The 25,038-nt window shown below is 47.5% G+C and carries 33 protein-coding genes; 32 read left to right on the top strand and 1 reads right to left on the bottom strand.

The genetic code is table 11. From position 1 onward, the window contains the following. Nucleotides 1–93 precede the first annotated feature (93 nt). From OQ477_RS08980 to OQ477_RS08825, 32 genes are all read left to right on the top strand, one after another. Nucleotides 94–435 (top strand): hypothetical protein, encoded by a 342-nt coding sequence (locus tag OQ477_RS08980; protein ID WP_039251797.1) that lies wholly within the window; start codon nt 94–96, stop codon nt 433–435. Then, nucleotides 425–628, top strand: a complete 204-nt coding sequence (locus OQ477_RS08975) for an XtrA/YqaO family protein (protein ID WP_007610788.1) — start codon at nt 425–427, stop codon at nt 626–628. Before OQ477_RS08980 ends, OQ477_RS08975 begins: the two co-directional genes overlap by 11 nt. A gap of 106 nt (nt 629–734) precedes the next feature. Beyond that, nucleotides 735–1,247 (top strand): sigma-70 family RNA polymerase sigma factor, encoded by a 513-nt coding sequence (locus tag OQ477_RS08970; protein WP_032874577.1) that lies wholly within the window; start codon nt 735–737, stop codon nt 1,245–1,247. 112 nt (nt 1,248–1,359) lie between these two features. Continuing rightward, the gene (locus OQ477_RS08965) at nt 1,360–2,157 is read left to right on the top strand and encodes a terminase small subunit (RefSeq protein ID WP_044802860.1); all 798 of its coding nucleotides are present in this window, start codon (nt 1,360–1,362) and stop codon (nt 2,155–2,157) included. Next, complete coding sequence (locus tag OQ477_RS08960; protein WP_022553490.1) at nt 2,154–3,452, top strand: PBSX family phage terminase large subunit; 1,299 nt, start codon at nt 2,154–2,156, stop codon at nt 3,450–3,452. The genes OQ477_RS08965 and OQ477_RS08960 overlap by 4 nt, the downstream gene beginning before the upstream one ends. 48 nt (nt 3,453–3,500) lie before the next feature. After that, a complete protein-coding gene (locus tag OQ477_RS08955; protein ID WP_088412335.1) occupies nt 3,501–4,892 on the top strand; it encodes a phage portal protein in 1,392 nt (463 codons plus the stop codon). A gap of 19 nt (nt 4,893–4,911) precedes the next feature. Next, complete coding sequence (locus tag OQ477_RS08950; protein WP_007407275.1) at nt 4,912–5,757, top strand: XkdF-like putative serine protease domain-containing protein; 846 nt, start codon at nt 4,912–4,914, stop codon at nt 5,755–5,757. A gap of 26 nt (nt 5,758–5,783) precedes the next feature. After that, complete coding sequence (locus OQ477_RS08945) at nt 5,784–6,719, top strand: phage major capsid protein (RefSeq protein WP_007407274.1); 936 nt, start codon at nt 5,784–5,786, stop codon at nt 6,717–6,719. A 16-nt stretch (nt 6,720–6,735) separates the two neighbouring features. Next, entirely contained in the window at nt 6,736–7,119 is a 384-nt protein-coding gene (locus OQ477_RS08940; protein ID WP_265972142.1) for a DUF3199 family protein, read from the top strand. Beyond that, nucleotides 7,116–7,472: a DUF3599 family protein gene (locus OQ477_RS08935; RefSeq protein ID WP_007407272.1), complete on the top strand. Its 357-nt coding sequence runs from the start codon at nt 7,116–7,118 to the stop codon at nt 7,470–7,472. Before OQ477_RS08940 ends, OQ477_RS08935 begins: the two co-directional genes overlap by 4 nt. Continuing rightward, nucleotides 7,469–7,972 carry an HK97 gp10 family phage protein gene (locus OQ477_RS08930; RefSeq protein ID WP_265972141.1) on the top strand — a complete coding sequence of 168 codons (504 nt, stop codon included), beginning with the start codon at nt 7,469–7,471 and terminating at the stop codon, nt 7,970–7,972. The genes OQ477_RS08935 and OQ477_RS08930 overlap by 4 nt, the downstream gene beginning before the upstream one ends. Next, the gene (locus OQ477_RS08925; RefSeq protein ID WP_007610808.1) at nt 7,969–8,415 is read left to right on the top strand and encodes a hypothetical protein; all 447 of its coding nucleotides are present in this window, start codon (nt 7,969–7,971) and stop codon (nt 8,413–8,415) included. Before OQ477_RS08930 ends, OQ477_RS08925 begins: the two co-directional genes overlap by 4 nt. After that, entirely contained in the window at nt 8,412–8,621 is a 210-nt protein-coding gene (locus OQ477_RS08920) for a hypothetical protein (RefSeq protein WP_007610809.1), read from the top strand. The genes OQ477_RS08925 and OQ477_RS08920 overlap by 4 nt, the downstream gene beginning before the upstream one ends. After that, the gene (locus tag OQ477_RS08915; protein WP_209388140.1) at nt 8,621–10,018 is read left to right on the top strand and encodes a phage tail sheath family protein; all 1,398 of its coding nucleotides are present in this window, start codon (nt 8,621–8,623) and stop codon (nt 10,016–10,018) included. Before OQ477_RS08920 ends, OQ477_RS08915 begins: the two co-directional genes overlap by 1 nt. A 1-nt stretch (nt 10,019) precedes the next feature. Continuing rightward, nucleotides 10,020–10,463 carry a phage tail tube protein gene (locus OQ477_RS08910; protein ID WP_003154837.1) on the top strand — a complete coding sequence of 148 codons (444 nt, stop codon included), beginning with the start codon at nt 10,020–10,022 and terminating at the stop codon, nt 10,461–10,463. A gap of 75 nt (nt 10,464–10,538) precedes the next feature. Beyond that, the gene (locus OQ477_RS08905) at nt 10,539–10,985 is read left to right on the top strand and encodes a phage tail assembly chaperone (RefSeq protein ID WP_032874591.1); all 447 of its coding nucleotides are present in this window, start codon (nt 10,539–10,541) and stop codon (nt 10,983–10,985) included. Between the two features lie 41 nt (nt 10,986–11,026). Continuing rightward, nucleotides 11,027–11,179 carry a hypothetical protein gene (locus OQ477_RS08900; RefSeq protein WP_015239684.1) on the top strand — a complete coding sequence of 51 codons (153 nt, stop codon included), beginning with the start codon at nt 11,027–11,029 and terminating at the stop codon, nt 11,177–11,179. Then, nucleotides 11,167–16,029 (top strand): transglycosylase SLT domain-containing protein, encoded by a 4,863-nt coding sequence (locus OQ477_RS08895; protein ID WP_265972140.1) that lies wholly within the window; start codon nt 11,167–11,169, stop codon nt 16,027–16,029. Before OQ477_RS08900 ends, OQ477_RS08895 begins: the two co-directional genes overlap by 13 nt. Next, the gene (locus OQ477_RS08890; RefSeq protein ID WP_007610816.1) at nt 16,022–16,681 is read left to right on the top strand and encodes a LysM peptidoglycan-binding domain-containing protein; all 660 of its coding nucleotides are present in this window, start codon (nt 16,022–16,024) and stop codon (nt 16,679–16,681) included. The genes OQ477_RS08895 and OQ477_RS08890 overlap by 8 nt, the downstream gene beginning before the upstream one ends. A gap of 13 nt (nt 16,682–16,694) precedes the next feature. Then, on the top strand, nt 16,695–17,672 hold the full coding sequence (locus OQ477_RS08885; protein ID WP_265972139.1) for a phage portal protein: 978 nt from the start codon (nt 16,695–16,697) through the stop codon (nt 17,670–17,672). Then, nucleotides 17,672–17,938 carry a DUF2577 family protein gene (locus tag OQ477_RS08880; RefSeq protein ID WP_007610818.1) on the top strand — a complete coding sequence of 89 codons (267 nt, stop codon included), beginning with the start codon at nt 17,672–17,674 and terminating at the stop codon, nt 17,936–17,938. The genes OQ477_RS08885 and OQ477_RS08880 overlap by 1 nt, the downstream gene beginning before the upstream one ends. A 103-nt stretch (nt 17,939–18,041) precedes the next feature. Next, on the top strand, nt 18,042–18,467 hold the full coding sequence (locus tag OQ477_RS08875; RefSeq protein WP_020955689.1) for a DUF2634 domain-containing protein: 426 nt from the start codon (nt 18,042–18,044) through the stop codon (nt 18,465–18,467). Then, complete coding sequence (locus tag OQ477_RS08870; RefSeq protein WP_021493826.1) at nt 18,460–19,506, top strand: baseplate J/gp47 family protein; 1,047 nt, start codon at nt 18,460–18,462, stop codon at nt 19,504–19,506. Before OQ477_RS08875 ends, OQ477_RS08870 begins: the two co-directional genes overlap by 8 nt. Further along, complete coding sequence (locus OQ477_RS08865) at nt 19,490–20,068, top strand: YmfQ family protein (protein ID WP_265972138.1); 579 nt, start codon at nt 19,490–19,492, stop codon at nt 20,066–20,068. Before OQ477_RS08870 ends, OQ477_RS08865 begins: the two co-directional genes overlap by 17 nt. Continuing rightward, nucleotides 20,065–20,337, top strand: coding sequence for a hypothetical protein (locus tag OQ477_RS08860; RefSeq protein ID WP_015239690.1), 273 nt, complete (start codon nt 20,065–20,067; stop codon nt 20,335–20,337). Before OQ477_RS08865 ends, OQ477_RS08860 begins: the two co-directional genes overlap by 4 nt. Before the next feature lie 2 nt (nt 20,338–20,339). Beyond that, on the top strand, nt 20,340–21,962 hold the full coding sequence (locus OQ477_RS08855) for a pyocin knob domain-containing protein (protein ID WP_265972137.1): 1,623 nt from the start codon (nt 20,340–20,342) through the stop codon (nt 21,960–21,962). 12 nt (nt 21,963–21,974) lie between these two features. Then, the gene (locus OQ477_RS08850) at nt 21,975–22,346 is read left to right on the top strand and encodes an XkdW family protein (protein ID WP_265972136.1); all 372 of its coding nucleotides are present in this window, start codon (nt 21,975–21,977) and stop codon (nt 22,344–22,346) included. A 4-nt stretch (nt 22,347–22,350) separates the two neighbouring features. Beyond that, complete coding sequence (locus tag OQ477_RS08845; RefSeq protein ID WP_007610833.1) at nt 22,351–22,548, top strand: XkdX family protein; 198 nt, start codon at nt 22,351–22,353, stop codon at nt 22,546–22,548. A 56-nt stretch (nt 22,549–22,604) separates the two neighbouring features. Next, nucleotides 22,605–23,366: a hypothetical protein gene (locus OQ477_RS08840; protein ID WP_057079948.1), complete on the top strand. Its 762-nt coding sequence runs from the start codon at nt 22,605–22,607 to the stop codon at nt 23,364–23,366. A gap of 51 nt (nt 23,367–23,417) precedes the next feature. After that, nucleotides 23,418–23,681, top strand: a complete 264-nt coding sequence (locus tag OQ477_RS08835; protein WP_003154815.1) for a hemolysin XhlA family protein — start codon at nt 23,418–23,420, stop codon at nt 23,679–23,681. A 13-nt stretch (nt 23,682–23,694) separates the two neighbouring features. Next, nucleotides 23,695–23,958 carry a phage holin gene (locus OQ477_RS08830; RefSeq protein ID WP_003154813.1) on the top strand — a complete coding sequence of 88 codons (264 nt, stop codon included), beginning with the start codon at nt 23,695–23,697 and terminating at the stop codon, nt 23,956–23,958. A gap of 13 nt (nt 23,959–23,971) precedes the next feature. Beyond that, entirely contained in the window at nt 23,972–24,850 is an 879-nt protein-coding gene (locus OQ477_RS08825; protein WP_007407257.1) for an N-acetylmuramoyl-L-alanine amidase, read from the top strand. A 34-nt stretch (nt 24,851–24,884) separates the two neighbouring features. On the opposite strand, the gene OQ477_RS08820 is transcribed toward OQ477_RS08825, so the two are convergent. After that, nucleotides 24,885–25,010: a hypothetical protein gene (locus tag OQ477_RS08820; RefSeq protein ID WP_003154809.1), complete on the bottom strand. Its 126-nt coding sequence runs from the start codon at nt 25,008–25,010 to the stop codon at nt 24,885–24,887. Nucleotides 25,011–25,038 lie beyond the last annotated feature (28 nt).

The raw sequence follows: 25,038 nt of genomic DNA, 5'->3' as shown, positions 1-25,038 counted from the left end.
ATCAAATGGCTTTTTTGCCTGCTGTTCAGGGCGAAACGGATAGAAAAGCAAATTGAAGCATGGCATGAGGCTGATGGAAAGTGAGGATAACCATTGCAAGAAAAACACAGCCCCGCTCCATGGCGGGCCGTACACAGCGGAGAAGAAAAACCCATTTACATTTATTCCGCTTACAGCGAAGCGGATAAAGAGAAGTTCCCTTATTCAAACGGAAGGCTCATCGCGGCCGTTTTCAACTTAAGTTCATACTCTCAGCAGATCAACGCGGCATTGATGGCGAAAGCTCCGGAACTTTTTGAGGCGGCCGAAACGGCTCTCCGCCTGCTCCGAGGAGAAAGTTCTGAAGAAAAAGAAGCGTTCATAAATAAGCTCGGAAGCCTCATACATGAAGTAAACATCCTGAAAAAGACGGAGGACGTAAAACATGAATCCTAAAAAACTGACTGACATTGAACATACAACATTAAAAAGCCAGCTGGAAGAAGGCAAGGTTCGGGTGATTATTGTAGACGGACTGAAGAAGGAAGCATGGCTCGCCGAAGCGCCGGAGCACGGCAAAACGCTTGTCGAAACGCGAAAAGGAGATCTGGCCCGGATCGAATATGAAATCGGCTTTAAATTGAATTAAAAACAGAATACGTCCAAGACGGAAAGCCTGCGGACACTGATCAATCGCGTACATGCTGCGCATTGGTTGGTGTCCTTTTTTTGTTCCGAAAAAGAGGAGGATCTACATGGAAGACTTACTATTTGAATATAAACGCACGCTGAAAGAGACGAAAAAGTGGTACAAGCAGCTGGAGGAAGCCGATGAAACGATGCTTACTTCAGAAGAACTGAAAGATAAAAAAATCATCAGAACGATCATTACAGATGTGGAATATGTCATCGAATGGCTTGAAAAAGGCCGGCAGCCCGGCATAAGAAGAGCGATAGACCGCAGAGACGCTTATCAGAGAATGCTGATTAAAGATCCTAGAATCATAGAAACCTATTCGCAGGCGCTGATGTTTGAACCTTCTGCAAATGTGACTGAAGAAGACAGAATCAGACTGCGGGACGCATTAGCCGTTTTAACGGATAGAGAAAAAGAAATGCTGCTGCTCCACAAAGCGGAATGCTTTTCGTATGAACGGATCGCCGCCTTGCTGAACGTAAAGAAATCAACCGTACAGACGACGGTCAAACGGGCGCTTCTAAAAATTCAAAAACAGCAGGAACAAAGAAATCAATCGCCTGCTTCATAAGTTGTCATACGTTTGCCACCTAGAAGTGAACAGACGATCACAAAAAGCGGCCCGATTAGAAGCCGCTTTTTATTATAGACAATCATGTCGGAGGTGGCGGTGATGCCGTAGCATGAAAAACGCAAAAAGAGAACAGGCATTTACAATCTATCAGTCTCATAAAGGCCGCATCACAAATCGCGCCCTTGCCGGCAAATCAGGCGTATCCGCAAGAACGATCGGCAGATGGAAAAAAGAAGGGCGCTGGGACGAGGCGCTCCATAAGAACGCGGAAAGCGGCGGAAAAAACACCCCGGGCGAAGGTGATGAGTTAAACGAACGCCAGCGGCTGTTTTGTCTTTATTATGTGAAAAGCTTTAACGCCACCCAATCTGCGATAAAAGCCGGGTATTCACCGGAAAGCGCGCATGTGACGGGAAGCAGGCTGTTAAAAAACGAAAAAGTCGCCAAAGAAATCAGCCGCATGAAAAAGGAAATGGTCAATAAAGTGTTTGTCGAAGCGATGGACGTTCTTCAAGTCTATGTGAAAATCGCTTTCGCCGACATTACCGATTATGTAACCTTCGGAAAAAAAGAGGTTCAGGCCTTCGGAAAATCAGGGCCGCTCTTTGACGAAAATGATAATCCGATTATGCAGGAAATCAGCTACGTTGACGTTAAAGATTCGCACCTTCTGGACGGAACCATCGTCACAGAAGCAAAACTCGGAAAAGAGGGCATTGCAATCAAGCTTGCCGACAAGATGAAGGCTCTTGAAAAGCTGTCCTTGTACTTTGACCTTTTCCCCGATCAATTTAAACAAAAAATCGAAAATGAAAAATTAAAGCTGGCACAGCAGAAGATGGAAAAAACAGAAGACAGCCAAAAGCCGATTGACATTGTCATTACGCGGAAAGAGGAACGGTCATGATTGAAAAAGCGGTTAACCCGCGCTTTGAAGATTATTTGTTCAATTGGAATGAAACGTACCAATTTCTCGTCGGAGGCTACGGCTCGTCAAAAAGCTATCATACCGCGCTGAAAATCATCCTGAAGCTGCTTCGTGAAAAGCGGACGGCGCTTGTCGTGCGGGAAGTTTTCGATACGCACAGAGATTCTACTTTTGCCTTGTTTGAAGATATTATCGGGGAGCTTGAGCTGGGACATGCCGTAAAGGCCGTGTCTTCGCCGATGCAGCTGAGATTTTCAAACGGAAGCCGGATTATGTTTAAAGGGATGGACAACCCGGCCAAATTGAAATCCATTCATCATATTTCACTGATTTGGATTGAAGAATGCTCTGAAGTGAAGTATGAAGGCTTTAAGGAGCTGATCGGGCGTCTGCGCCATCCCGAGCTTTCGCTTCATATGATATGCACCACAAATCCCGTCGGCACCTCCAATTGGACGTACCGGCATTTTTTCCGTGATGACCAAAAAAAACGGTTCGTATTGGATGATCAGACGCTGTATGAAAAAGGCACTGTCGTTAAGGGAGATACGTATTACCACCATTCCACAGCGTGCGATAATCTGTTTTTGCCGAAAAGCTATATTAAGCAGCTGGACAGCTTACGGCATTACGATCCTGATTTGTACCGGATCGCCCGCAAAGGACAGTTCGGCGTCAATGGCATCCGCGTGTTTCCGCAGTTTCAGGTCATGGAGCACAACGAAGTAACGGAGCGGATTGCTTCCATCAGGCGCCCCCTGTTTCGGACGGGCATGGATTTCGGTTTTGAAGAGTCATACAATGCGGTCATCCGGCTTGCCGTCGATCCGGATCAAAAAGAGCTTTATATTTTCTGGGAGTATTACAAAAACAAAATGACCGATGATCAGACAGCTGAGGAGCTTCAGGAATTGGCGGATCAAAAAGAGCTGATCAAAGCGGATTCGGCCGAGCCGAAAAGCATCCAATATTTCCGCAGGCAGGGCTTTTGCATGGTTGCGGCCAAAAAGTTTCCGGGCTCAAGACTTCAGTATACAAAAAAGCTGAAACGGTTCAAACATATCTATTGCTCAGACAGCTGTCAACATACGATCCGCGAATTGCAGAACTTAACGTACGCAAAAAACAAAAACGGCGTTCTGTCGGAAGATGAGTTTTCAATTGATCCCCACACCCTTTCAGCCATTTGGTATGCGCTGGATGACTATGACGCGGCGGATTTGAAAGATGCATCACAAAAACGGAGACGTCCGAATCGGGAAAGGAGGAGGTAGGCGTTGCCAAACTATCAAAACGTTAGAGCCACCGTCTTTAAATCAAATATGGCCGCGCCGCAGGCAAGGCAGATGAACGAAGATCAATTTGCCGATCTGTACGGCGAAGACATCATTTCACCGCCCTATAATCTCATTGAACTGAAAACAATCGCCGAATATTCGACGATTCTTCAGCAGTGCATTGACGCGTATCGAGTCAATATTACGGGTTTTGGGTTCGATGTGGAATATACCTTTGATGTAAATAGCCCAGATTGCTCCCCGTCAAAAAAGGCCCGGGCCGAAAAAAACTGGATGAAGCTGGAGAGCTTTTACAAATGTCTTCATTTTGATGAATCGGCCGAGACGATCCTCGGATATGCGATAGAAGACCGTGAAAAAACGGGCAACGGTTTTCTCGAAGTGCTTCGGGACGGGGCGGGAAAACCGGCGGGGATTGAATATCTGGATGTGAAACATATGCGCGTCTGCGGTGTGACTGATCCCGTTGAAGTCACATTTTCATATGAAGAAAACGGCGCATCCAAAACGATTAAAAGGCAAAAACGGTTTCGTAAATATGTTCAGATGCTGAACGGTCGGAAAGTGTTTTTTAAGGAATACGGCGATCCCCGCATGATGGACATGAGAACCGGCGAATACGTAAAGACCCTGTCTGAAGAATACCGGGCAAATGAAGCCATTCACTTAAAAATCGGCAGCGGCACTTACGGAATTCCGCGCTGGGTCGGCAATATCGTCAATCTGTACGGCGCCCGGAAAGCGGAAGAACTGAATTTTATGTATTTCAAGCAGGGCCGTCACGTGCCGGCCGCCATTACGGTTGAAAACGGCATGCTGTCAGAAACCTCGTACAAAGAGCTCCAGGATTATATGAATGACCTGGAAGGGGTGGAAAACGCCCACAAATTTCTGCTGATTGAGGCGGAAGGCATTGCGAAGGAAAAAGACCTTCACGGAGGCGAAGACATTACGCCCGTGTCTGTGGAAATTAAATCACTTGCGGAAATTCTGCAGGATGATGCGCTGTTTCTTGAATATGACGACAAAAGCAGAAATAAACTCCGCTCCGCGTTTCGTCTTCCGCCGCTTTATACGGGCGAGGCGCAGGAATACAACAAAGCCACCGCCGATACGGCACGGAAAATAACGGAGGAGCAGGTGTTTCAGCCGGAGCGGAAAACGCTGATTAATAAGCTCAACACGTTATTTTTGCCAGAATTGGGTCTCCACGATGTACAGCTCACATTAAAAGGGCCTGATTTTCGCGATCCGCTTGAAATTGCGAAGGTGCTTACGCCATTTATTTCCGCCGGCGCGGTCTCTCCTAATGACCTCCGTGATCTGGCCGGAAGAGTGCTCGGGAAGACGCTTGAGGAGTGGCCTGAAGAGTACTACAGCCGGCCGGTGCTGAAAGGGAAAAAGGAGCAATCCTGAAAGGGGGTGAAAACATCTCGTGCCGAGAGAATTGAGAAATGCCGTCATCAGTTTTGTGAGCTATGTCGATAAGGCGGCGAACCAAACGGAATTCTTTTTTACAAAATCAGCCGGAGGCCTTCCGTCATTTGAAAAAAAGGTGCAGGTGTTTACAAAAAGCGAATCGGATGAGCAGAAGCTTGTTTACGGCATCGTTTACGAGCCGGATGTCCCGGATGCCCATGGCGATTATATGACGGCTGAAGAAATTGAAAAGGCCGCTCACGGTTTTTTGGCGGACGCCCGCAACATCGATACAAATCATAATTTTGAAGGCGGGACCGGCGAGGTGGTGGAGTCGTACGTCGCCCCGGATGACTTTGAAATCGGGAATGCTGTGATCCGGAAAGGATCTTGGGTGCTTGTCACCAAAGCTTCCGATGAAGTATGGGATCAGATTAAAGCCGGTATCATTACGGGCTACAGCATGGCGGGAACCGCTGACGTTTACGAAGAGCCGGCAGAAAAGCAAGCCGGCTTATTCGGCGCGGTCAAGCAATTTCTCGACCGTGACCGCAAATCAAGAAACCGCAAGGGAGAGGACTTGAACAAGATGAGAAAAGAAGACGTAAGAGAATCGATTGAACACGCGCTGCACCCGCTTTTAAAGCGGCTTGACAGCTTGGACCAAAACACGGAAGACAAAGACGGGGCGGCTGCGCCGTCTGATGAAGAAAAGCTGAAAACGCTTGTTGAGGACATGCTCGCGCCGATTATTAAACGCATTGAAGCGCTTGAAAAAGTAAGAGGCGCATCAAAGCAGCCGGAAGAAGAGACGGGCGGCCAAGAGCCTGTTAAAAAATCCATTTGGAGCGGACTGCTTTAAACCCAGTCAGAAGGAGGAACTGTAGAGTGAGAAATCAAGATATCATCAGAAAGGCGGAAATGTCACTTTCCGCTTTAAAAAGCGGCGGTTTAATGAACCCCGCACAAGCTTCAGCATTTATCCGCATGGTGCAGAACACGCCGACCATTTTCAGCGAATCGCGTGTGATTCAAATGGAAAATGACTCGCAGAAATTTGAAAAAATCGGTTTCGGCCAGCGGATTCTGCGTGCCGCTGAGGAAGGAAAAGCCTTAACTGACGATCAGCTGACCGTCCCGGCAACAAGTACGGTGCAGCTGAATACGAAAGAAGTCATTGCGGAAATTAATATCACCTATGACACGCTTGAAAACAATATAGAAAAAGACGGCCTGCAGCAGACGATCATGCAGATTTTGGCGGAGCGGGCGGCAGTCGATATTGAGGAGCTTGTCGTAAACGGCGATACATCTTCTTCTGATCCGTACTTGGCACAGCTTGACGGAATCCGTAAGCAGACTGTCTCTCACGTCATTGACGGAAACGGGGAAGAGCTGTCCAGAGCCACATTTAAAAAAGGCTTAAAAGCCATTCCGGCAAAATATTTGCGCCTGCCTCAGGAATTCAGATTTTACACATCTCAAGGCATGGAGATTGAATGGAAAGACCGTGTGGCTGACCGTCAGACCAATCTGGGGGATCTTGCGGTGCAGGGCGGTTTGTCTTCAGCATTCGGCGTTCCGGTCAAAGGAGTGTCCAATCTGCAGCCGTACTCGGTCGGAGAAGGTGACTCCCAGTACGATGCGTCTGACATCATTTTGACTCACCCGAAAAATATCATTCTCGGTTTTTCACGGAATATCCGAATCGAAGTAGATAAAGATATCCGCAGCCGCAAATTTATTATCGTACTGACGGCTAAACTTGACAGCAAATTTGAAGAAGAAGATGCAAGCGCCAAAATCGTAAACGTTAAAGAATAAGACGGGGGTGGCAGTTATGTTAATTCAGCCGTCTGACGTTGTTTCATATTCAGTTTATGATCAAGTCAAAAACAGGCCGGAGCCGCTTCTAATACAGGACATTCTGGAGGCGGAGGCGGAAGCGGCCAGAATGGCGGGGCATTCGTTCACTGACCCTATTTACTCACCGCTTCCCGAAAAGATTAAGCTTGCGTTATTAAAGCTTTCTCAATATTTTGCGCTGATCAACCAGAATGAAGCAGCCGCTTCCGCCTATCAATCTGAAAAGATAGGCGACTACTCGTATACGGTGGCAGATGAAGGCGGAATCAGAAAACCGGCGGTGCACCATCTGCTCTGTGAATATATCGCGCCGGGTTATTCCCTGGTTTCTGCAAACGCAAAGGTGAGACCTTTATGAGCTACGAACGGCTGCTCACTGACAGATGCGATATTTATCATGAGACGGTGTCAGTTCCGAAGGCCGGACGCTTCGGGATTCCCGCCGAAAAGCTCCAGCCTGTCTTTTCTTATCCGGAAGTGCCCGACGCTGAAGACGTGCCGTGTCTGTTTGTTGAAAAACAGCAGCAGCTTATTCAGCTTGCGCCTGATCATAAGGTATATCAGCGGTTTCTCGTTCATTTTCCGAAAGAGGCCGCTGTGCGTGTCAATGACAAAATCATTTGGGAAGGACAGGCGTATATTCTGGAAATGCCGAAGAAAGCAAGACAGCACCATTGGGAGGTTATCGCTGTGAGAGATGACAGACTATGAGCATAAAAAACCTTGAACAATGGAATCGGTCGCTGCAAAAGGCATCATCCGGAGAATTTGCCCGTCAGGCAGGCGGATGGCTGGAACAGTCAGGAGAGGATTTTCTCGACATGGTACGGGAGGAGCTTATTCATTCGGGAGGAATTGAAACAGAAAACCTGCTGTCTTCTTTCCGAAAAGGAGCGCAGGATCATGTATGGATCATTGAAAACGGGGGACTGACCCTTGAAATCGGCACCAATGTAGAGTATGCCTCATTCATAAATGACGGACATTGGACCGTCTCAGATGAAAATGTCAGATGGGTGCCCGGGTATTTTCAAGGCTCCCGGTTCATCTATGATCCGTCAGCTTCAACGGGAATGGCGCTCAAAAAACAATGGATCAGCGGGAATGGGTTTTGGGACAAAGCCCTTCTTTTGTATGAAACACTCTTCGCAGAATCGCTGGACAAGCGTTTCGATCAGTGGCTTAACACGTTGGGGGGAGATATCGGATGAATCGCGAAACTGGTTCAATCGCCGCTTTTTTGTATCAGCAGTGCGGCGTGCCCGTATATGAAAATGAACTGCCTGAACAATTTCAGGTGCCGTCACTATACATTCCGCCCCCGTATGTTTTTGACGAGAATGACACAGTCTCCACCTTTAAGAAGACATACAGTCTGAATGTGAAGCTGTTCCATGCCGACTCGGTGCAGGCGCTCTATGCAGCCGACCGGATCGCCGATGCGGTGAGAGAATCAAGACAGCTGATTCCGCTGCTTACGGAATCAGGGGAGGATACCGGTGATTTCGTCCGCATCAGCCGTATCGAAACAAGAGTCGGAGACAAAGGCGAGGCAGTGATCACAATCCGCTGGACGAGCCGCTACTACTATCAGAAACAAACATCTCCCGCACTGCGGGATGTGGACATTAACAGCGGGGTGATAGAAAAGTGAAACAACATAAAAAGAAAAACGCCGCAGCGGCGGAACGAGCGGTTCTTTATGACACGGCGGATTTAACAAAGCACGCGAAGGAGCTTTTCGGCGTAAAACCTGAGATTCTCCAGGGGGCTTTATTCGGCGTGAAGCAAAAACAAATGACAAAAGCGCAAGCAAAGTCTTACATTGAAGCATTTTTAACCAAGGAGGTCATGCAATAATGAACGGCGGAACATTTACACAAGGAAAAGAAAAAGAACGTGCCGGGATCTATTTTAACTTTAAAACAACCGCCCAGGAGCGGGTATCGATCGGTGAACGCGGGATTGTCGCCCTTCCCGTTGCATCCGGCTGGGGGGAAGCGAAAACATTCGTTTCCATTTCAAGCATTGAAGATTTGAATAAAAAAGTGGGGCTCAGTATTGAAGATCCGTCACTGATTCTGCTTCGTGAGGCGAAAAAGAAAGCAAAAACCGTTTTGATGTACCGTCTGACAGAGGGAATCAGAGCAAGCGCCGATCTTTCGCAAGGTGTTAAAGCAACCGCTTTGTACGGCGGTTCAAAAGGAAATGACATCATCATCCGCATCAGTGAAAACGTCCTTGATCAGACCGCTTTCGATGTGACCACTTACATGGATGAAGCGGAAGTTGACAAACAAACGGTGAAAAAAGCCGAAGAATTAAAAGCAAACGGCTATGTCACATTCACGGGAACGGGCGAACTGTCGGCTTCCATCCCGCTGACAGGCACTGAGGAAGAATCCGGGGAAACGTTAAACCTGCAGGCAGGCATCCGTCTTGCAGGCGGAACTGATAAAGCACCGGTCAACTCAGACTATACGGATTTTTTAGCTGCGGCTGAAACGGAGAATTTCGATGTCATCGCTCTTCCTGTCGCGGAAAACGATCAGCTGAAAGCGACATTTGCCGCATTCATTAAACGCCTTCGCGATGCGCAGGGACAGAAAGTGCAAGGGGTGACCGCCCATTACAGCGGGGATTATGAAGGCATTATCAATGTTACTGAAGGTGTGCTGCTGGAAGACGGAACGGAGATTAAAGCTGAAGATGCGACCGCCTGGGTGGCAGGCGCAAGTGCCAGCGCCGCATTTAATCAATCCTTAACATTCGTTGAATACGAAGGCGCCGTCGATGTGCTGCACCGCCTGACTCATGATGAAGTGATCGAACGTCTTTCTAAAGGTGAATTCCTTTTCTCTTATGATGCCCGTGATAAGTCAGTCAGCGTTGAAAAAGATATCAACTCATTGGTGACATTTACGGCAGAGAAAAACAAAAAGTTCGCGAAAAACAAAATCGTCCGTGTGCTTGATGCGGTGAATAACGATTTGACACGTGAACTGAAAGCCTTAATTAAATCGAAAAAAGGCACGGGAAGCGATCTTCCTGCGACAAATGACGGCCTTCAATTCGTCAAAACGATGATCATTCAATATTTGACAACGCTTCAGGATGCGGGCGGCATCGCCAACTTTGATTCAGACAAAGACATTACAATCGGGCTGAATGAAGACCGCGACGGCTTTTTAATCGATCTCGCCGTACAGCCTGTGGATGCGGCAGAAAAATTCTACTTTAACGTGGAGGTAAACTAAGATGGCATTAAAAGCGCAAAACACGATTTCAGGAAAAGAAGGCCGTTTATTTCTCGACGGAGAAGAGATGGCGCATATTAAAACGTTTGAAGCAAACGTGGAAAAAAACAAATCAGAAGTAAACATCATGGGCCGCCGCATGACGGGACATAAAACAACAGGCGCCAACGGAACGGGCACGGCAACATTCTATAAGGTCACATCCAAATTCGCCGTCCTTATGATGGATTACGTCAAAAAAGGCAGCGACCCGTATTTTACGCTGCAAGCCGTTCTTGATGACAAATCATCGGGCCGCGGAACAGAACGCGTCACTCTGTATGACGTCAACTTTGATTCTGCAAAAATCGCCGGCCTGGACGTAGACTCAGAAGCACTCGAAGAAGAAGTGCCGTTTACCTTTGAAGATTTCGATGTGCCGGAAAAGCTTTCTGAAACGTTTTAATTAAGATCGGTATGAGTGAAACAGGCCTTTTACAGGCCTGTTTTTTATAAAAAAAAGAGTAAGGGAGTTTTCATCATGAGCGAAAAAAACGAACAAGTATTTGATCTATCATTCTTTATGCCGGGTAAAACAGTAGAGGCTGAGGAGATTCGGGTTCCGCTTTCAAAGCGTTTTGTCGATAAAAAAGGAAACATCGTGCCTTTTATTTTTAAAGCCATTACGACTGAGCGCATTGATGAACTGGAGAAGGAAAGCACGACATATAAAAACGTGAAGGGCAGAGGCCGCGTAAAAGACTTAGACAGCCAGCGCTTCTATGCGCGGATCGCGGTTGAATCTACGATTTACCCTGATTTCCGGTCTAAGGAGCTCCGCGACGCTTACAAAACGGCAGATCCGGTCGAGGTGGCAAAACGTGTGCTTTCAGTCGGCGGTGAGTATGCAAATTGGCTGAATAAAGCGATTGAGATCAATGGTTTTGAAGATGAATTAGAAGATCTGGAGCAAGAAGCAAAAAACTGATAAAAGATGGGAATAAGGAAGCCGTGTATCTCTATTACGCGATGCATGAGCTTCATTATTCTCCATCAGAACTGAAAGAGTTATATGAAGCACCGAGACATTTTAAGGCGCTGTTGTACGGTTTAATCGGTTACAAGCTGGACATTCTTGAAAAACAAGCGAAGAAAGGGGGAGCGACATCATGGCAAAGCTGACCGCCCGTTTTGAATTGGAAGATCGGGTTTCAAAGAAAATAAGGAAAATCCAAAATGGCTTCAGAGCGCTTGAGAAATACAGGAAAATGACAAAACGCCAAAGTGAAATTGATATACGCAAAGAGAGTAAATCTGTTTTAAGAACAATTGACCGCATCCAGCGCTCTATGAAAAGAAAGCTGGGCGCACAAATGATCTCTATTTCAGCTGAAGACGGAGCCAGTGCCGTCATTCAAAAGGTGCAAACCCAATTAGCGGGTCTGCCTGCGTCTTTAACCGTTAAAATAGGAGCAAAAGACAGCGCGACAGCGGCATTTGAGAGATTGCGGGATCTGGCTGCCGGTTTTAAAGGATTTACCGTTTCACTTTATGCGTCAGACGAAGTGACCCCTGCCATGGAACGCATCAAACGCTACATGCAATCTGCGTTAAAGAACGGGTACTCTGTCACTATACGCGTCATAGATCACGTCATGACAACAGTCGGCCGAATTTCAGCGGGCATTGATTCGCTGACGGGAAAAAACAATGTCATTCAATTATCGTTAAACGAAAAGGTGACAGCACAGCTGGCTGCAATGCAAAAGAATATGCCGGACGTCGGAAAAGCTTCTGCATCTGCTGCTCCTGCTTCGCCGAAAAACGATTTTTCAATGCTTGACTCCATTGCAGACACCTTCATGAAAAAAGTCAATGACATCGCATCCAAATTTTATCCGGAAACAATCATAGCGGAACTGGATAAATTCGCTGCAAGCTTTATGAAGAAAGCGGACGAGATCGCGAGCAAATTCAGCCCTGAGACGATATTAGCCGAACTGGACAAGTTCACGACTTCATTCATGGGGAAAGTGGACGAAATCGCGAGTAAGTTCAGCCCTGAGACGATATTAGCCGAACTGGATAAGTTCACGACCTCATTCATGGGGAAAGTGGACGAAATCGCAAGCAAATTCAGTCCTGAGACGATTTTAGCAGAGCTGGACAAGTTCACGAGCTCATTCATGGGAAAAGTGGACGAGATCGCAAGCAAATTCAGCCCTGCAACGATATTAGCCGAACTGGACAAGTTCACGACCTCATTCATGGGAAAAGTGGATGAAATCGCGAGCAAATTCAGCCCTGCGACGATATTAGCCGAACTGGACAAGTTCACGAGCTCATTCATGGGAAAAGTGGACGAAATCGCGAGTAAGTTCAGCCCTGAGACGATTTTAGCAGAGCTGGACAAGTTCACGACCTCATTCATGGGAAAAGTAGACGAAATCGCGAGCAAGTTCAGCCCTGAGGCGATATTATCAGAACTGGATAAATTCGCTGATTCGTTTATGAAAAAAGTAGACGGGGTCGTGAGTAAATTCAGTCCGGAGGCCATATTGAAAGAACTGGATAAATTCACTGATTCATTTATGAAAAAGATAGATGACGTTGTCAGCAAATTCAGTCCGGAGGCCATATTGAAAGAGCTGGATCATTTTACTGATTCGTTTATGAAGAAAGTCGACGACGTTGTCGGTAAATTCAGGCCTGATAAGCTAATCGACCGCGCCGAACAATTTGTAAATGACACGGTTGACCGAATTTCTGAGAAATTCGATTTTCTCAATCCGGATAAGATCTTGGAAAAAGTGGAGCAGTTTACATCCTCACTGTTCGGAGGCATTGATAAAAAGTTCGGCAAATTCAGTCCTGATGCGATCATCGAAAAAGCCGAGGCATTTGTTGATAAAATTGTCAGCAAGATTGCAAAGAAATTTGAGAAATTCAGCCCGGACAAAATCATCGAAAAAGCCGGGGAATTAATAGAAAAAATATTTTCAGGAATCGCTGAAAAATTAGGCAAACTCAATATCGGCGGATTATTAGGAGGCGGCACGAAAAAAGAAAAGAGTAAGGGCAACAGCCCGAAGCGTCCTGATCTGACAAAGGGTCCGCAGCGCACGGTAACAGCGCCAAAATCTTCAGGAAAGTCAGCCAAAAAAACCGGCGGGGCTTTGGGGGGCTGCTGCTGCTGTACCGGAGTGACGAGGGGCAAAAGCAGTAAAGTCGAAGGGCGGAATAAATCTTCAAAACGAGGTTCATCCGCAAAGGGAAGCAAACAGGCATCCGTAAATACGCCGAAAACAACAGGGGCAGGTAAAGGCATCGGCGCGCTTTTGAAAGGCTTAGGAGATTCAAAGGCGCTAAAAGGCGGTATGAAAGGGTTAAAAGGTGCCGCTAAAGGAATTCCCGGCATAGGTGAATTGTTATCACTCACTGATTTAGCCGGCATCAATAAAGATAATGCAGGAGAGAAGGTCGGCTCAGCAGGCGGCGGTCTTGCCGGAGCCGCGGCCGGGGCGGCAATCGGCAGCGTTGTTCCCGGAGTGGGCACATTAATCGGCGGCGCGGTAGGCGGCATCGCCGGCAGTTTAGGCGGTTCAAGCTTGGGAGAGGCCTTTGATTCAGGGGCTTTGAAGGACACGTGGAATGATATTTCCAAAGCGGCGCAAAGTGCTTGGACAACAATACAAGATACTTGGGGAAGCGTTTCATCCTGGTTCATGGAAAATGTATGGACGCCGGTGTCATCGGCTGTCGTTGGAGTGGCGACAAGCATCTGGTCAAATATCGTGAATGCGTGGACGACGATTCAAGGGATTTTCAGCACGGTGTCATCCTGGTTCATGGAAAATGTATGGACGCCGGTGTCATCGGCTGTCGTCGGAGTGGCAACCAGCATCTGGTCAAATATCGTGAATGCGTGGACGACGATTCAAGGTGTCTTCAGCACAGTATCCGGCTGGTTTATGAGCACGGTGTGGGGGCCCGTAAAATCGGCTGTCGTCGGAGTGGCGACGTCCATTTGGAGTAAAATCACAGGAGCTTGGGATAAAATTAAATCTGTTTTCAGTACGGTTTCCGGCTGGTTCATGGATACTGTCTGGAATCCGGTGAAAGACATGGTGAAAAATGTCGGTAAAGGAATATCAGATGCTTTCCAGACTGCTTTAGATACGGTAAAGGATATATGGAAAGGGTTAAGCGGCTGGTTTGAGAAACATATAAAAGAACCTCTTGTAAAAGTGGGAACAGCCATATCAGATGCTTTTTCTGCAGCATTCGACTGGGTGAAAAAGATTTGGGATAAAACCGGCGGCAAAATGATTTCAGGCATAATGAACTTTGTCACAGGAGGCGGCGGAGATAAAAAGAAAAAACCGGACAAAAACGCCACGGGCGGCTACATTACAAAGCCGACCATTTCCTGGATCGGTGAAGCCGGTAAAGAATTTGTCATCCCCGTCGACAACAATCGCGGACGCGGAAAGATGCTGCTTTCACAAGCTGCGTCTAAGCTCGGCATGCGTGTTGTTGATGATATGGGCGCGGCTTCGGCTCAGTCTTCTGCTGTTCCGGCGGGAACGGGCGGTGTTTCTTCTTCTGCATCTGTATCGGCCGCAGCGTCTGTGGATTCTTCCGGATTTGCCGGGACGGCTTCATCACTCGGCAAACAGTTTACTGAAGGCTTTGACAGCGGAATCAGCAAAAAAGCAGTGGATATGGACGGCTGGAAGGAAAAAAACATCGGAACGCCGTTCAATGCCCTCATTTCGTCTTCATCCGGTTACGGAAAGCAAGTCGTTGGGGGCTATGCCAAAGGTCAGAATACTTCGCCGACGGGCACCGATTCATTTTTAAAAACAAAGGTGAAAACACCTTATCAATCGGCGGTTAACCAATCGTCATCATGGGGCGCCGCAACGGTGAAAGGATATTCGGCCGGACAGAATGCAAAAGATACGGGAACGTCGCAATACGTAAGCACACATATCAATAAACCGTTTCTGCAATCAAGAGATTCCGCGAACGGCTGGGGGTCAGGCCTGATCGGACACTTCGTATCAGGAATGACTGCAAAAGGAAGCGAAGTCAAACAGGCGGCCAAAGATATGGCCAAAAAAGTCGAGGATGCATTCAGGGAAGAGCTTGATATTCACTCTCCTTCCCGTGTCATGATGAGTCTCGGACGCTTTGCTTCAGTCGGCGTCGTCAAAGGGCTCAGCTCAGTTGACGTGAAAAAATACGCCGAAAAACAGGCAGGCTCGCTTGCAGCAGCCTTTTCCGGCATGGGTGCAGCGGGAGGAAGCGTCAAAGAGTGGCTTTTGGCCGCAATGAAAGCAACCAATACGCCGATCAGCTGGCTTCCGGGATTAATGACGATCGCACAGCATGAGTCAGGCGGCAACCCTAATTCCATTAATCTATGGGACAGCAACGCCAAAGCCGGCCATCCGTCACAGGGGCTTATGCAGACGATTCCGAGCACCTTTGAAGATCACAAAGCGCCGGGCATGAATGATATCAGAAATCCAATTCACAACGCCGCTGCCGCTATCGGCTATATTAAAAGCCGATACGGCTCGATCAGCAATGTCCCCGGGATTAAAAGTATGGCTCATGGAGGCCCTTACGTCGGTTATGCCAATGGGGGTCTGATTACCAAGGAGCAGATCGCCCGTGTCGGCGAAGGGAACAAACGGGAGTGGATTATCCCTGAAGAGCGGGGCATCCGGGGCCGTTATCTGCTGCAAAAAGCGGCTCAAGCGCTCGGCATGGAAGTGTCCGATCCGTCCCAGACGGAACCGGCGGCGCTTTCAGCCGGCACGGTTTCCGCAGCCGTTAAAGGCGGCGGCCAAACCGTTCAAAAAACGGGAACAAAAGAAATTAAAATCGAATTCAGCGGCGATCAGCATTTCCATAACGGACAGGACGCCGACAGCCTCGCCGCCAAAATCAAACAGGCGCTGATTGATGAACTGCAAAAAGACATTTATACCGGAGCAAAGGGGGCCGTTGCTTTTGACTAAATCTGTTTACGAATTTTGGCTGTCTCAGGGGAAGGACAAGCTCCGGCTTCCCGTTCTTCCTGAAGCGATTGATATCGCAAACAGCGTGCAGAATGATTCCGTGAAAGTCACCGGACTCGGAGAGGTGACGTTTATCGAAGAACCGGGAGCGAAAGAAATTTCGTTCTCTTCTTTTTTTCCGAAACGGTACAGCCCGATTGCCGAATATCAAAGCATCCCTTCGCCGGAAAAAGCCATTTCAGCCATTGAAGCATGGATGAAAGCGAAAAAACCCGTTCAGTTTTTGATTACAGGGACAAAAATCAATGTCACATGCAGCATTGAAAGCTTTAATTACAGCGAAGGTGACAATGAAATCGGCGACCGGAATTTTGATATCGTACTGAAAGAATATAAAACCGCTTCGCCAAGAAAAATCAAACAAAAGAAAAAAACGAAAGCGAAGCGCCCGTCCAAAGCTTCACCCAAAACATATACCGTCAAAAAAGGGGATACGCTTTGGGACATCGCCGGCAAGTTTTACGGAAAACACACGGAGTGGCGGAAAATCTGGAACGCGAATAAAACCGCCATGATTAAGCGCAGCAAACGGAATATCCGGCAGCCGGGGCATTGGATCTTCCCGGGGCAGAAGCTGAAGATACCGCAATGAAACGGGTGAAAAGATGATTGAACTATTTGTCATAAAAGAAACGGAGTGGCTCGAGCTTGTCACAGAAAGCGTAACGCTGGAAGGACACAGATATCAGGCGCCCCGTTCCATCGAAGCGACGATTGTCGTAAAGCAGGGCGGCCAGACGTATTACGGCGTATCAGAAGGGGATACGGTTTTGTTCAAATGGAACGGAAAAGAACTGTTCCGCGGCATTGTCTTTGCAAGAACGCCCGATGAGCATACCGTCGCCTTCACCGCATACGATATGCTTCAATACCTTGTGAAAAACCAGGACGTTTACGTGTTTTCCAACAAGCGCGCCGATCAAATATTAAAAAGGATCGCCAGCGATTTTCAAATTCCCGTCACATCCATTGCCAACACAGGCCATACCATTAAATCACTCGTTTTTAAAAATGATACAAGCCTTTACGATATGATGCTAAAAGCGTTAAAGCAGACAAAAAGCCAGACGGGGCGCAATTATCAGCTCTATTCAGAAAAAGGCAGGCTCGGCTTGCGTGAATGGCCGGAGCCGTCTGACATATGGGTGCTGGAAACAGGAGTTAATATTACAGGGTATCAATACAGCACCTCAATTGATGACACCGCAACCCGTGTCGTCATGCGGCTGCAAAAAGACAATAAAACGATAAAGGCTTCCGCCTCAGACAGCGCGGGCATGAAAACATTCGGCGTTTTGCAGTATACCGAAACGGTTTCTGACGACATTAATGAAGCCCAGCTGAAACAGCGCGCAAAAGTGAAGCAGGCTGAGAAAAAAGGCGTTAAGAAAGAGCTGAAAAATATACAGGCGATCGGTATTCCTGGGTTGGAAAGCGGGTTGCCTGTCTATATTTCAATTCCGGAAATCGGGCTGAAGAAAACCTATTATGTAGATACGGACCGCCATGAATTCCAAGGAACAAAACATACCATGACGATTGACGTCACGGAGAAAAATTCACTGCCGGAGGGGACATCCTGATGAGATTAAGTGATGCCATTAAACATTTAGCCGTCGGAGCGGTTGACGCCGAAGCGCCGGTGGAGCTGATGCCGGCCGAAGTGACCTCCGTTTCGCCGCTCGAGCTGAAACTGAAAGATCACGACAAACTTTTGATTCCGTCTGATGCACTCATTGTGCCGAAGCGGCTGAGGTCCGGAGAAGATGATCAGCTCCAGGCGGGAGATCGGGTGATGACCGCCGCTTTAACAGGAGGACAGTCTTTCTTTGTACTGGATAAAATTTAACCGGCATCCGGACGGAGATGTACGAGAATATCAGCCTATTAAAGCCGCTTCATCTGCCGAAGAGGGCTTTTTTACATGAACAAATCTAAAAGGAGCGGGTGCAATGGCCCTGACACCGGAAATCGAATTTGAAGATTTGGAGGATGCGAGTGAGGCCGTTGAGACTTCACAAACCTACCGAATTGATTTTGAAAACAACCGGATTACCAATGAACTGATAAACGGACTGGACGCAATCAGACAATTCGTCTATATCGCTCTTCACACAGAACGGTATTCATATTCGGTTTTCAGCCATGATATCGGAAACGAACTTCAGGAAGTGCTTTCAGATCAGAACACGACGGATGCTTATAAAAAAATGGAGATTCCAAGACTGATAGAAGAAGCCTTGCTGTATGATGACCGTATTTTGGCCGTTACCAATTTTGAGATTGAGAAAAAAGATGATGCCTTCACCGTCTCTTTTACCGTTGAAACTGATGAGGGCATGCTTGAGATAGAGGAGGTGCTGGGTGAGGATGTTTGAAGCTCAGACGTTTGACGACATTATGGACAGAATGCTTGCGCGCGTTACGGCAGATATTGATACGAGAGAAGGCAGCGTCATTTACAATGCGCTCGCGCCTGCGGCCGCTGAGCTCGCAAAGTCTTATATTTGGCTGGATACCGTGCTGGAGCTCGTGTTTTCCGATACGGCTCAGGGAGAATTTCTGGACAGGCGTGCTGCTGAAGCGGGAATTGAACGAACACCTGCCACAAAAGCGGTCAGAGCAGGAGAATTCACAGCGGGCATCACCATTCCGCCAGGCTCCCGTTTCTTCGTTGATAACCTGTATTTTCAATATACGGGGGATGGAACGCTTGAATGTGAAACAGCCGGTGAAGCGGGCAATGCCGGCATTTCAGGGCAGAACCTGCTGCCGCTTGATACGATACCCGGGCTTGAGAAAGCAGTCATGCGCGATATATTAATTCCCGGCCGTGAGGAAGAAGATGACAACAGCTTAAGGGCGCGCTATTTTACCCGTGTCCGCCGGGAGGCAGTCAGCGCAAATAAACAGCATTATAAACAATGGGCCGAAGAGGTTGACGGCGTCGGCAGGGCGAAAATCTTTCCGCTTTGGAACGGAGCCGGAACGGTGAAGGTTGTCATCACAAATGCGAACTTGGAACCGGCATCAGATATTCTGATCAAAAAAGTAAAGGATTATATTGATCCGGACGAAGGGCAGGGAGAAGGACAGGCGCCGATCGGAGCGGCAGTAACGGTGGAAAGCGCCGTATGGAAGGAAATCGAAATCTCCGCTTCCGTGCTGCCTGAGCTGAACAGCTCGATTGATGACGTAAAAGCGGAGATTGAAAAAGGCGTCCTGAATTTATTTAAGAAAATGGCCTTCGAAGAAAACACCGTCCGTTTATCACAAATTAACAACATTGTTTATAACTCGGCATCCGTCAGTGACTATGCCGATATCAAAATGAACGGTGCGGCGGAAAACCTCGTGCTCAGTGATGTGGAAATTCCTAAACTCAAAGAGGTGACAATCCTTGAGCAGACTCGATGAGATGACGGCGTACCTCCCGCCGTTTTTAACCCGATTAAAGGAGATGGCACAACTGCTTGAGGCGGAAGCTCCTGAGTTTGAGCGGCAGAATAACGATATTTTCGATTTGACAGATCAGCTCTTTATCACGACGGCGACGTGGGGGCTTGACCGCTGGGAAAAAATATTAAAAATACCGCGGGAATCAGGTGACACGGAGGATATGAGACGGCTCAGGCTGATTTCCAAGATGTCGAATATTCCGCCCATCACACATCAAGCGATCGAGCAGGCGCTAAACCGTTTTTTAAAACATCCGTCAGCTTACGTTCGGATGTTTCCGGGGCAGTATCGTTTTTATGCCGATATCGGGCTTGATGACCTGCAGCACATGAACGAGCTGATTGAAACGATTGAAAAAATCAAACCTGCTCATTTGGCGTATACACTGAGAGCCGCATTAAACGAAACACTGGAAATCAAAGACCGGGTCATTCTCAACAATCGGAGATACCGAAAAGTCAGTGAACTGAAGGTCGGTTATTCCGTCACACTCAACAATAACGAGGTGGTCTTACCATGATATCAGCCGCTTACAGACAGCGTGCCGCAGCCGATCTGAAAAACAGGATCACAAAAGTGCTGTTAAACGGCAAAGAAACTCCGATTGCGGACATTTCCGTAAAAGATGCCGCAGTCACCGTTCTCACACGCAGGGAAGAAGACATCAAACACATTGAAACCGTGCAGATGCTTGACGAAACAGGAAGCGTCATCACAGAACGAAAAACAAATTTAGATCTCAGCAATAACAGAACGCTTGATTTAAGATTTACCTTTGAGGTGGTGTAACGATGGCTTACGAAGAAAAAACAGACTGGCTTCCGGACGATCCTATTAATGAAGATGACGTCAACCGCTGGGAAAAAGGCATAAAAGACGCCCACACGGATCTGGCGGCCCATAAAAACGACATGAACAATCCGCACAAAACGACAAAGGCGCAAATCGGTCTCGGAAACGTGGACAATGTCCAGCAGGCAGCAAAAAAAGATTTTGACCGGCACAATCAAGATCTGGACCGGCATGTGACGAAGGAAGAGCGCCAGAAGTGGAATAACGGGCAATTGTCTAAAATGACAAAAGATAATGGCTCCGCTTTTATTGATATCTCTGACGGACAGGATTTTCATCAGACCGCTGCCAGCCAGAATAAGACCTTTACTTTCTCAGCAGCTGCAACTGGAGTAAATACCCCGCCTAAACCGTCAGAGGGTATATACCTTTATTCTTCAAAGAATAACGGAGAGGCGGCCGCTTTCTCAGATGACGGGGGATTTTGGAGAAAAACGCTGAAAAACGGCATCTGGACGGAATGGATGCCATTTGAAACAGCTGCCGGAGCACAAGCAAAAGTAAATGAGCATGCCGACAAAACAGATCTTCATGTAACCAAGTCTGACAAAGACAAATGGAATGCAGGGCAGTTATTCAATCTGACTGACAATGACGGGAATGCTAAAACGGTAACGGAAACAAACTTAGACAATATAAAAACGTCCGGTATCTACTATATATCGGTTCAGCATACGGAAAATAAGCCTGCGGAATACGGACAATTAATTGTAATGCAAAGAACCCGCGGAGCATCACCGACTTTTGTCCAAATGTTTATAGACACAGTGACCGCCGGAAACCCCATATACGTCCGAATTTTCAGCACTAAAGGCGTATGGTCGGAATGGATCCAAAGAGAAACAGATGCCGGCTCTCAAGCAAAAGTAGACGCTCACGCCAATAAAAAAGACATCCATGTCACGCAGGCGGATAAAAATATGTGGAACGGCGCACAGCTTTCGAAAATAACAAACGATAACGGCGGCTATCTTCTTACAATTGGTGATGATGATAACTTTCTTGAAAAAATCGTTAAAAACGGCAGGGCGTTCGGCACCTTTTATTCAACCGGCAAAGCGGCAAACAGTCCGAGCAACGCTTCGACCCGCGGCATGTTTCATTTTACCTCTCTTGACAGTGAGGGAAAGGGAACGTTTGGGTATGTCATTGCCGTTGATTATAAAAATAATATGTTCACGAACTATTTGGATTTGAACTTGGGCTGGCAAGGCTGGCGGCGCCTCGTTACTGAACTTGATACTGAGAATGTACCTTGGATCAATGTTCCTTATAAAAATGGCGCTAAATCAGGAGACAGGCCGCTTCAATACCGCAAAGTGGGAAACACCCTTCACCTGAACGGACACGTTCTTACGGACAGAGAAGTGGTATTCGGGAGTGTGCCATCCTCTTGTGCGCCGGCCAAAGGCGTTGTAACGATGGTTGCAGCCAGCGGCACCACCGGTTACAGCAAATTTATTATTTATTCTAATGGAGATATGAAGCTGACGGGAATTATGGCCAATATAGAAAATAATGTGAACGGCTATTATATTGACCTTGTTTTGGCACTCACGTAAAGGAGCGAGAATATGAAATTAATATTTCCGTATGACAATGACAACATTTATACAGGCACTCCGATTGAGCTTTATCCGGATTCTGAGACAGGAGATTATTTGATGCCGGCTAACGCTGCGGACTTTCCGCCGGAAATAAACGGCGAAGGCATGTGGCGCCCATTTTTTGATGAAGAGAAACAAAAATGGGTGGAAACGGCTGACGAAGCATATAAAGACAGCTTAAAAAAAGATACGGCTCCCGATTCAAACCAGCTTGCAGGCCTCGGGGAACAGCTGGCGAATGAGAAATTGGCCAGAAAAGCAGCCGAACAGGCGCAGCAGTCACTCGGCAGGCAATTAGCGTCTTTAAAATTAGAATTATTAAACGTAAAAGGAGAATGAAAAAATGAAGAGACTTAACTTTTGGGTTTACGCTTTGTTTTATAAGTGGGCCTCAATAGAAATGGTAAAACAAGCTATGGGCTATGATGACTGCTCTGCCGAAGATCTGGCTGAAGGTGTGGCCGCGAAGTATATCACGCCTGAGGAATTTCAAGAAATAACGGGTGAAACATACGAAAACTATAAAAATGCTGTGTCATAAGCCGAACGGCTTTTTTTATTTGTCATTTTTAATAAATCAGAAAAGGAGGACGGCCGATGAAAAAGCATTCATTTGAATTTCCCGCCGATCAACTTGGCAGACCCGGCGCAGTAAAAGCTTATCGCGGTAACAAAAACGATTATGTCACACCGGTTGCTGATTTGTCCGGAATGACAGAGCTTCTTACCAATACGCCGCTAGAAGCGATTGAAGTATACAGCCAATTCGGACAAGACCGTTTAGGAGCCGTCTTAATAGACAGAGCACAGGGGTGGGCTTATTCGGACCGCAGCGGAACTCTTTTTATCGAAGAGAGCGAGGATAACAATTCGTGGACGGCTTCACATTCTGTCGCAGTCAAAGGCGGAGTGCTGACCGCTTCGGGGTGGGTCAGTCTGACAAAAAGATATTACCGGTTCCGTTTTGAAAATGGAAATCAAAAGCAGTCCGAATTTGTTTTATACCAATCTGTCGGTACGGGCGGTGATATGGCGTTTTCATATACAGACGTGATTTTTCATGAAAATGCAGCAGAGGCGGGCGAGGGAAGCATCTTCTCAGCGGGCGCTTGGAAAAAACTTCTCGTCGAAATCACCGGCACGGCTGAGTCGGGCCATGTCGCGTTTTGGGGGAGATCCATCTCGGGAAGAAATGTGCCGATCAGAGGAATCAGGTCTGAAGACGGAACATCAGCCGCCGGTACGTCAGGCACAGAAGAAGTGTGGTTATTTGATATTGCCGGCTTTAAGGAAATCGTCATGGAAATCAAAAGCATTTCCGGCGGGAGCCTTTCTGTCAAAGGCACGGCATTTTCTTAAGAATGAAACTTCCGAAGGGAGGTGAGAACAATGTAAGAGGGGGGAGCGGAAGTGCTTCTGGATGAACAAGCGGTGCAAAAAGAATTCGCAGGCATCAAAGGTGAACAAAAGGTGCTTGAACAGCGGGTGGCCGCATTAGAGCGGGTATCCGACCGGCAGGATCAGCAAATCATGACGCTGAATGAAAAACTGAACAAAATTGACGAAAACACAACATGGATTAAGCGGACCATTACAGGAGCGATCGTGACAGCAATCTGCACGGGCGTCATTGGCGGAGCCATCGCCATCATGTACAATCTGCTGCAAAAGTAGGGGGGAAACCGATATGAAATTCGCGGACAAAGGCACGGTCGTCAGGACGGTGCTTCTTTTGCTTGCTTTATTGAATCAAACTTTGCTGATGTTCGGCAAATCGCCGCTGAATATTCAGGAGGACCAGGTCAGCCAGCTTGCAGATACGCTGTATGCCGCCGGGTCGGCCGTTTTTACAATCATAACGACTGCCGCCGCCTGGTTTAAAAACAATTACGTTACAGCAAAAGGGAAAAAACAGCAGGCTTTATTAAAAATAAACAATTTATCGAAATAGGAGAGATGAGAATATGGTAAAAATCACACAGGATTTTATCCCGGCAGGAAACAATAACCGCCCAGGCTATGCAATGACACCGATTTACATTACGGTGCACAATACAGCCAATACTGCAGTCGGAGCTAACGCCAAAAGTCACGCAAGCTATGTGAAAAATCCCGATACACCGACAAGCTGGCATTTCACAGTCGATGATACGGAAATTTATCAGCATCTTCCGCTGAACGAAAACGGCTGGCATGCCGGTGACGGAAACGGGGACGGCAACCGTAAATCCATCGGTATTGAAATTTGTGAAAACGCAGACGGCAACTTTTCACAGGCCGTGGCAAACGCCCAATGGCTCATCCGCACATTAATGACATCGCACGGCATCCCGCTTGCAAATGTCGTTGCGCACAAGCATTGGTCAGGAAAGCTTTGTCCAAGAAGACTGTTGGATACATGGGATGAGTTTAAAGCGGGAATCGGTTCTGGGGAAAGACAGACGTATACCGTCCAAAAAGGAGATACGCTGTCAGCGATCGCGCGGAAATTCGGCGTCAGCGTGGCCGATCTGCAGAAATGGAATAACATCGCTGACCCGAACCTGATTAAAGTCGGACAAGTGCTGATCGTCAGCCCGCCGGTTGAAGCACTGTATTCTCTCCCGGACGAGGTGATTCAGCTGACAGAGCCGTACACGTCCGGCGAAAAGGTATACCAGGTGCAAAACGCGCTCGCCGCGCTTTATTTCTATCCTGAAAAAGGAGCTGTCAATAACGGAATTGACGGTATCTACGGTCCGAAAACCGCAGATGCCGTGGCCCGCTTCCAATCTGTAAACGGGCTGACGTCTGACGGCGTCTACGGCCCCGCTGTAAAAGCGAAAATTCTGATGCAGCTTTAACAAAAAAGGCTGAGTCCCGTTCACATTGCGGGATTCAGCCTTTTTTCTTTTTTAACCGGTTCAATAGCCCGAGATTCCTCGCCCGCATCCTCAGCGAATAAGCGGAAAGCCCGAAGCGTCCGTAATCCACAAACTTTACGCGTCTGACAATTTTCTTCACATCATCACCTGTCGCATCTCTTTGTTGG

The sequence above is a fragment of the Bacillus sp. ChL18 genome (genome assembly GCF_026241425.1).
GTDB classification, from domain to species: Bacteria; Bacillota; Bacilli; order Bacillales; family Bacillaceae; genus Bacillus; species Bacillus velezensis.
Note: the sequence above shows the minus strand (reverse complement) of the source record. Positions and strands in the feature narration are given on the sequence as shown.

Coding starts and splice junctions, on each gene's coding strand:
- OQ477_RS08860 (WP_015239690.1), top strand. CDS start 20,065: ATGATATCAGCCGCTTACAGACAGCGTGCCGCAGCCGATCTGAAAAAC.
- OQ477_RS08880 (WP_007610818.1), top strand. CDS start 17,672: ATGAGATTAAGTGATGCCATTAAACATTTAGCCGTCGGAGCGGTTGAC.
- OQ477_RS08855 (WP_265972137.1), top strand. CDS start 20,340: ATGGCTTACGAAGAAAAAACAGACTGGCTTCCGGACGATCCTATTAAT.
- OQ477_RS08930 (WP_265972141.1), top strand. CDS start 7,469: ATGAGCATAAAAAACCTTGAACAATGGAATCGGTCGCTGCAAAAGGCA.
- OQ477_RS08970 (WP_032874577.1), top strand. CDS start 735: ATGGAAGACTTACTATTTGAATATAAACGCACGCTGAAAGAGACGAAA.
- OQ477_RS08940 (WP_265972142.1), top strand. CDS start 6,736: ATGTTAATTCAGCCGTCTGACGTTGTTTCATATTCAGTTTATGATCAA.
- OQ477_RS08960 (WP_022553490.1), top strand. CDS start 2,154: ATGATTGAAAAAGCGGTTAACCCGCGCTTTGAAGATTATTTGTTCAAT.
- OQ477_RS08955 (WP_088412335.1), top strand. CDS start 3,501: ATGGCCGCGCCGCAGGCAAGGCAGATGAACGAAGATCAATTTGCCGAT.
- OQ477_RS08885 (WP_265972139.1), top strand. CDS start 16,695: ATGATTGAACTATTTGTCATAAAAGAAACGGAGTGGCTCGAGCTTGTC.
- OQ477_RS08870 (WP_021493826.1), top strand. CDS start 18,460: ATGTTTGAAGCTCAGACGTTTGACGACATTATGGACAGAATGCTTGCG.
- OQ477_RS08910 (WP_003154837.1), top strand. CDS start 10,020: ATGGCATTAAAAGCGCAAAACACGATTTCAGGAAAAGAAGGCCGTTTA.
- OQ477_RS08840 (WP_057079948.1), top strand. CDS start 22,605: ATGAAAAAGCATTCATTTGAATTTCCCGCCGATCAACTTGGCAGACCC.
- OQ477_RS08900 (WP_015239684.1), top strand. CDS start 11,027: ATGCATGAGCTTCATTATTCTCCATCAGAACTGAAAGAGTTATATGAA.
- OQ477_RS08975 (WP_007610788.1), top strand. CDS start 425: ATGAATCCTAAAAAACTGACTGACATTGAACATACAACATTAAAAAGC.
- OQ477_RS08965 (WP_044802860.1), top strand. CDS start 1,360: ATGAAAAACGCAAAAAGAGAACAGGCATTTACAATCTATCAGTCTCAT.
- OQ477_RS08830 (WP_003154813.1), top strand. CDS start 23,695: ATGAAATTCGCGGACAAAGGCACGGTCGTCAGGACGGTGCTTCTTTTG.
- OQ477_RS08895 (WP_265972140.1), top strand. CDS start 11,167: ATGGCAAAGCTGACCGCCCGTTTTGAATTGGAAGATCGGGTTTCAAAG.
- OQ477_RS08845 (WP_007610833.1), top strand. CDS start 22,351: ATGAAGAGACTTAACTTTTGGGTTTACGCTTTGTTTTATAAGTGGGCC.
- OQ477_RS08935 (WP_007407272.1), top strand. CDS start 7,116: ATGAGCTACGAACGGCTGCTCACTGACAGATGCGATATTTATCATGAG.
- OQ477_RS08850 (WP_265972136.1), top strand. CDS start 21,975: ATGAAATTAATATTTCCGTATGACAATGACAACATTTATACAGGCACT.
- OQ477_RS08915 (WP_209388140.1), top strand. CDS start 8,621: ATGAACGGCGGAACATTTACACAAGGAAAAGAAAAAGAACGTGCCGGG.
- OQ477_RS08925 (WP_007610808.1), top strand. CDS start 7,969: ATGAATCGCGAAACTGGTTCAATCGCCGCTTTTTTGTATCAGCAGTGC.
- OQ477_RS08825 (WP_007407257.1), top strand. CDS start 23,972: ATGGTAAAAATCACACAGGATTTTATCCCGGCAGGAAACAATAACCGC.
- OQ477_RS08875 (WP_020955689.1), top strand. CDS start 18,042: ATGGCCCTGACACCGGAAATCGAATTTGAAGATTTGGAGGATGCGAGT.
- OQ477_RS08905 (WP_032874591.1), top strand. CDS start 10,539: ATGAGCGAAAAAAACGAACAAGTATTTGATCTATCATTCTTTATGCCG.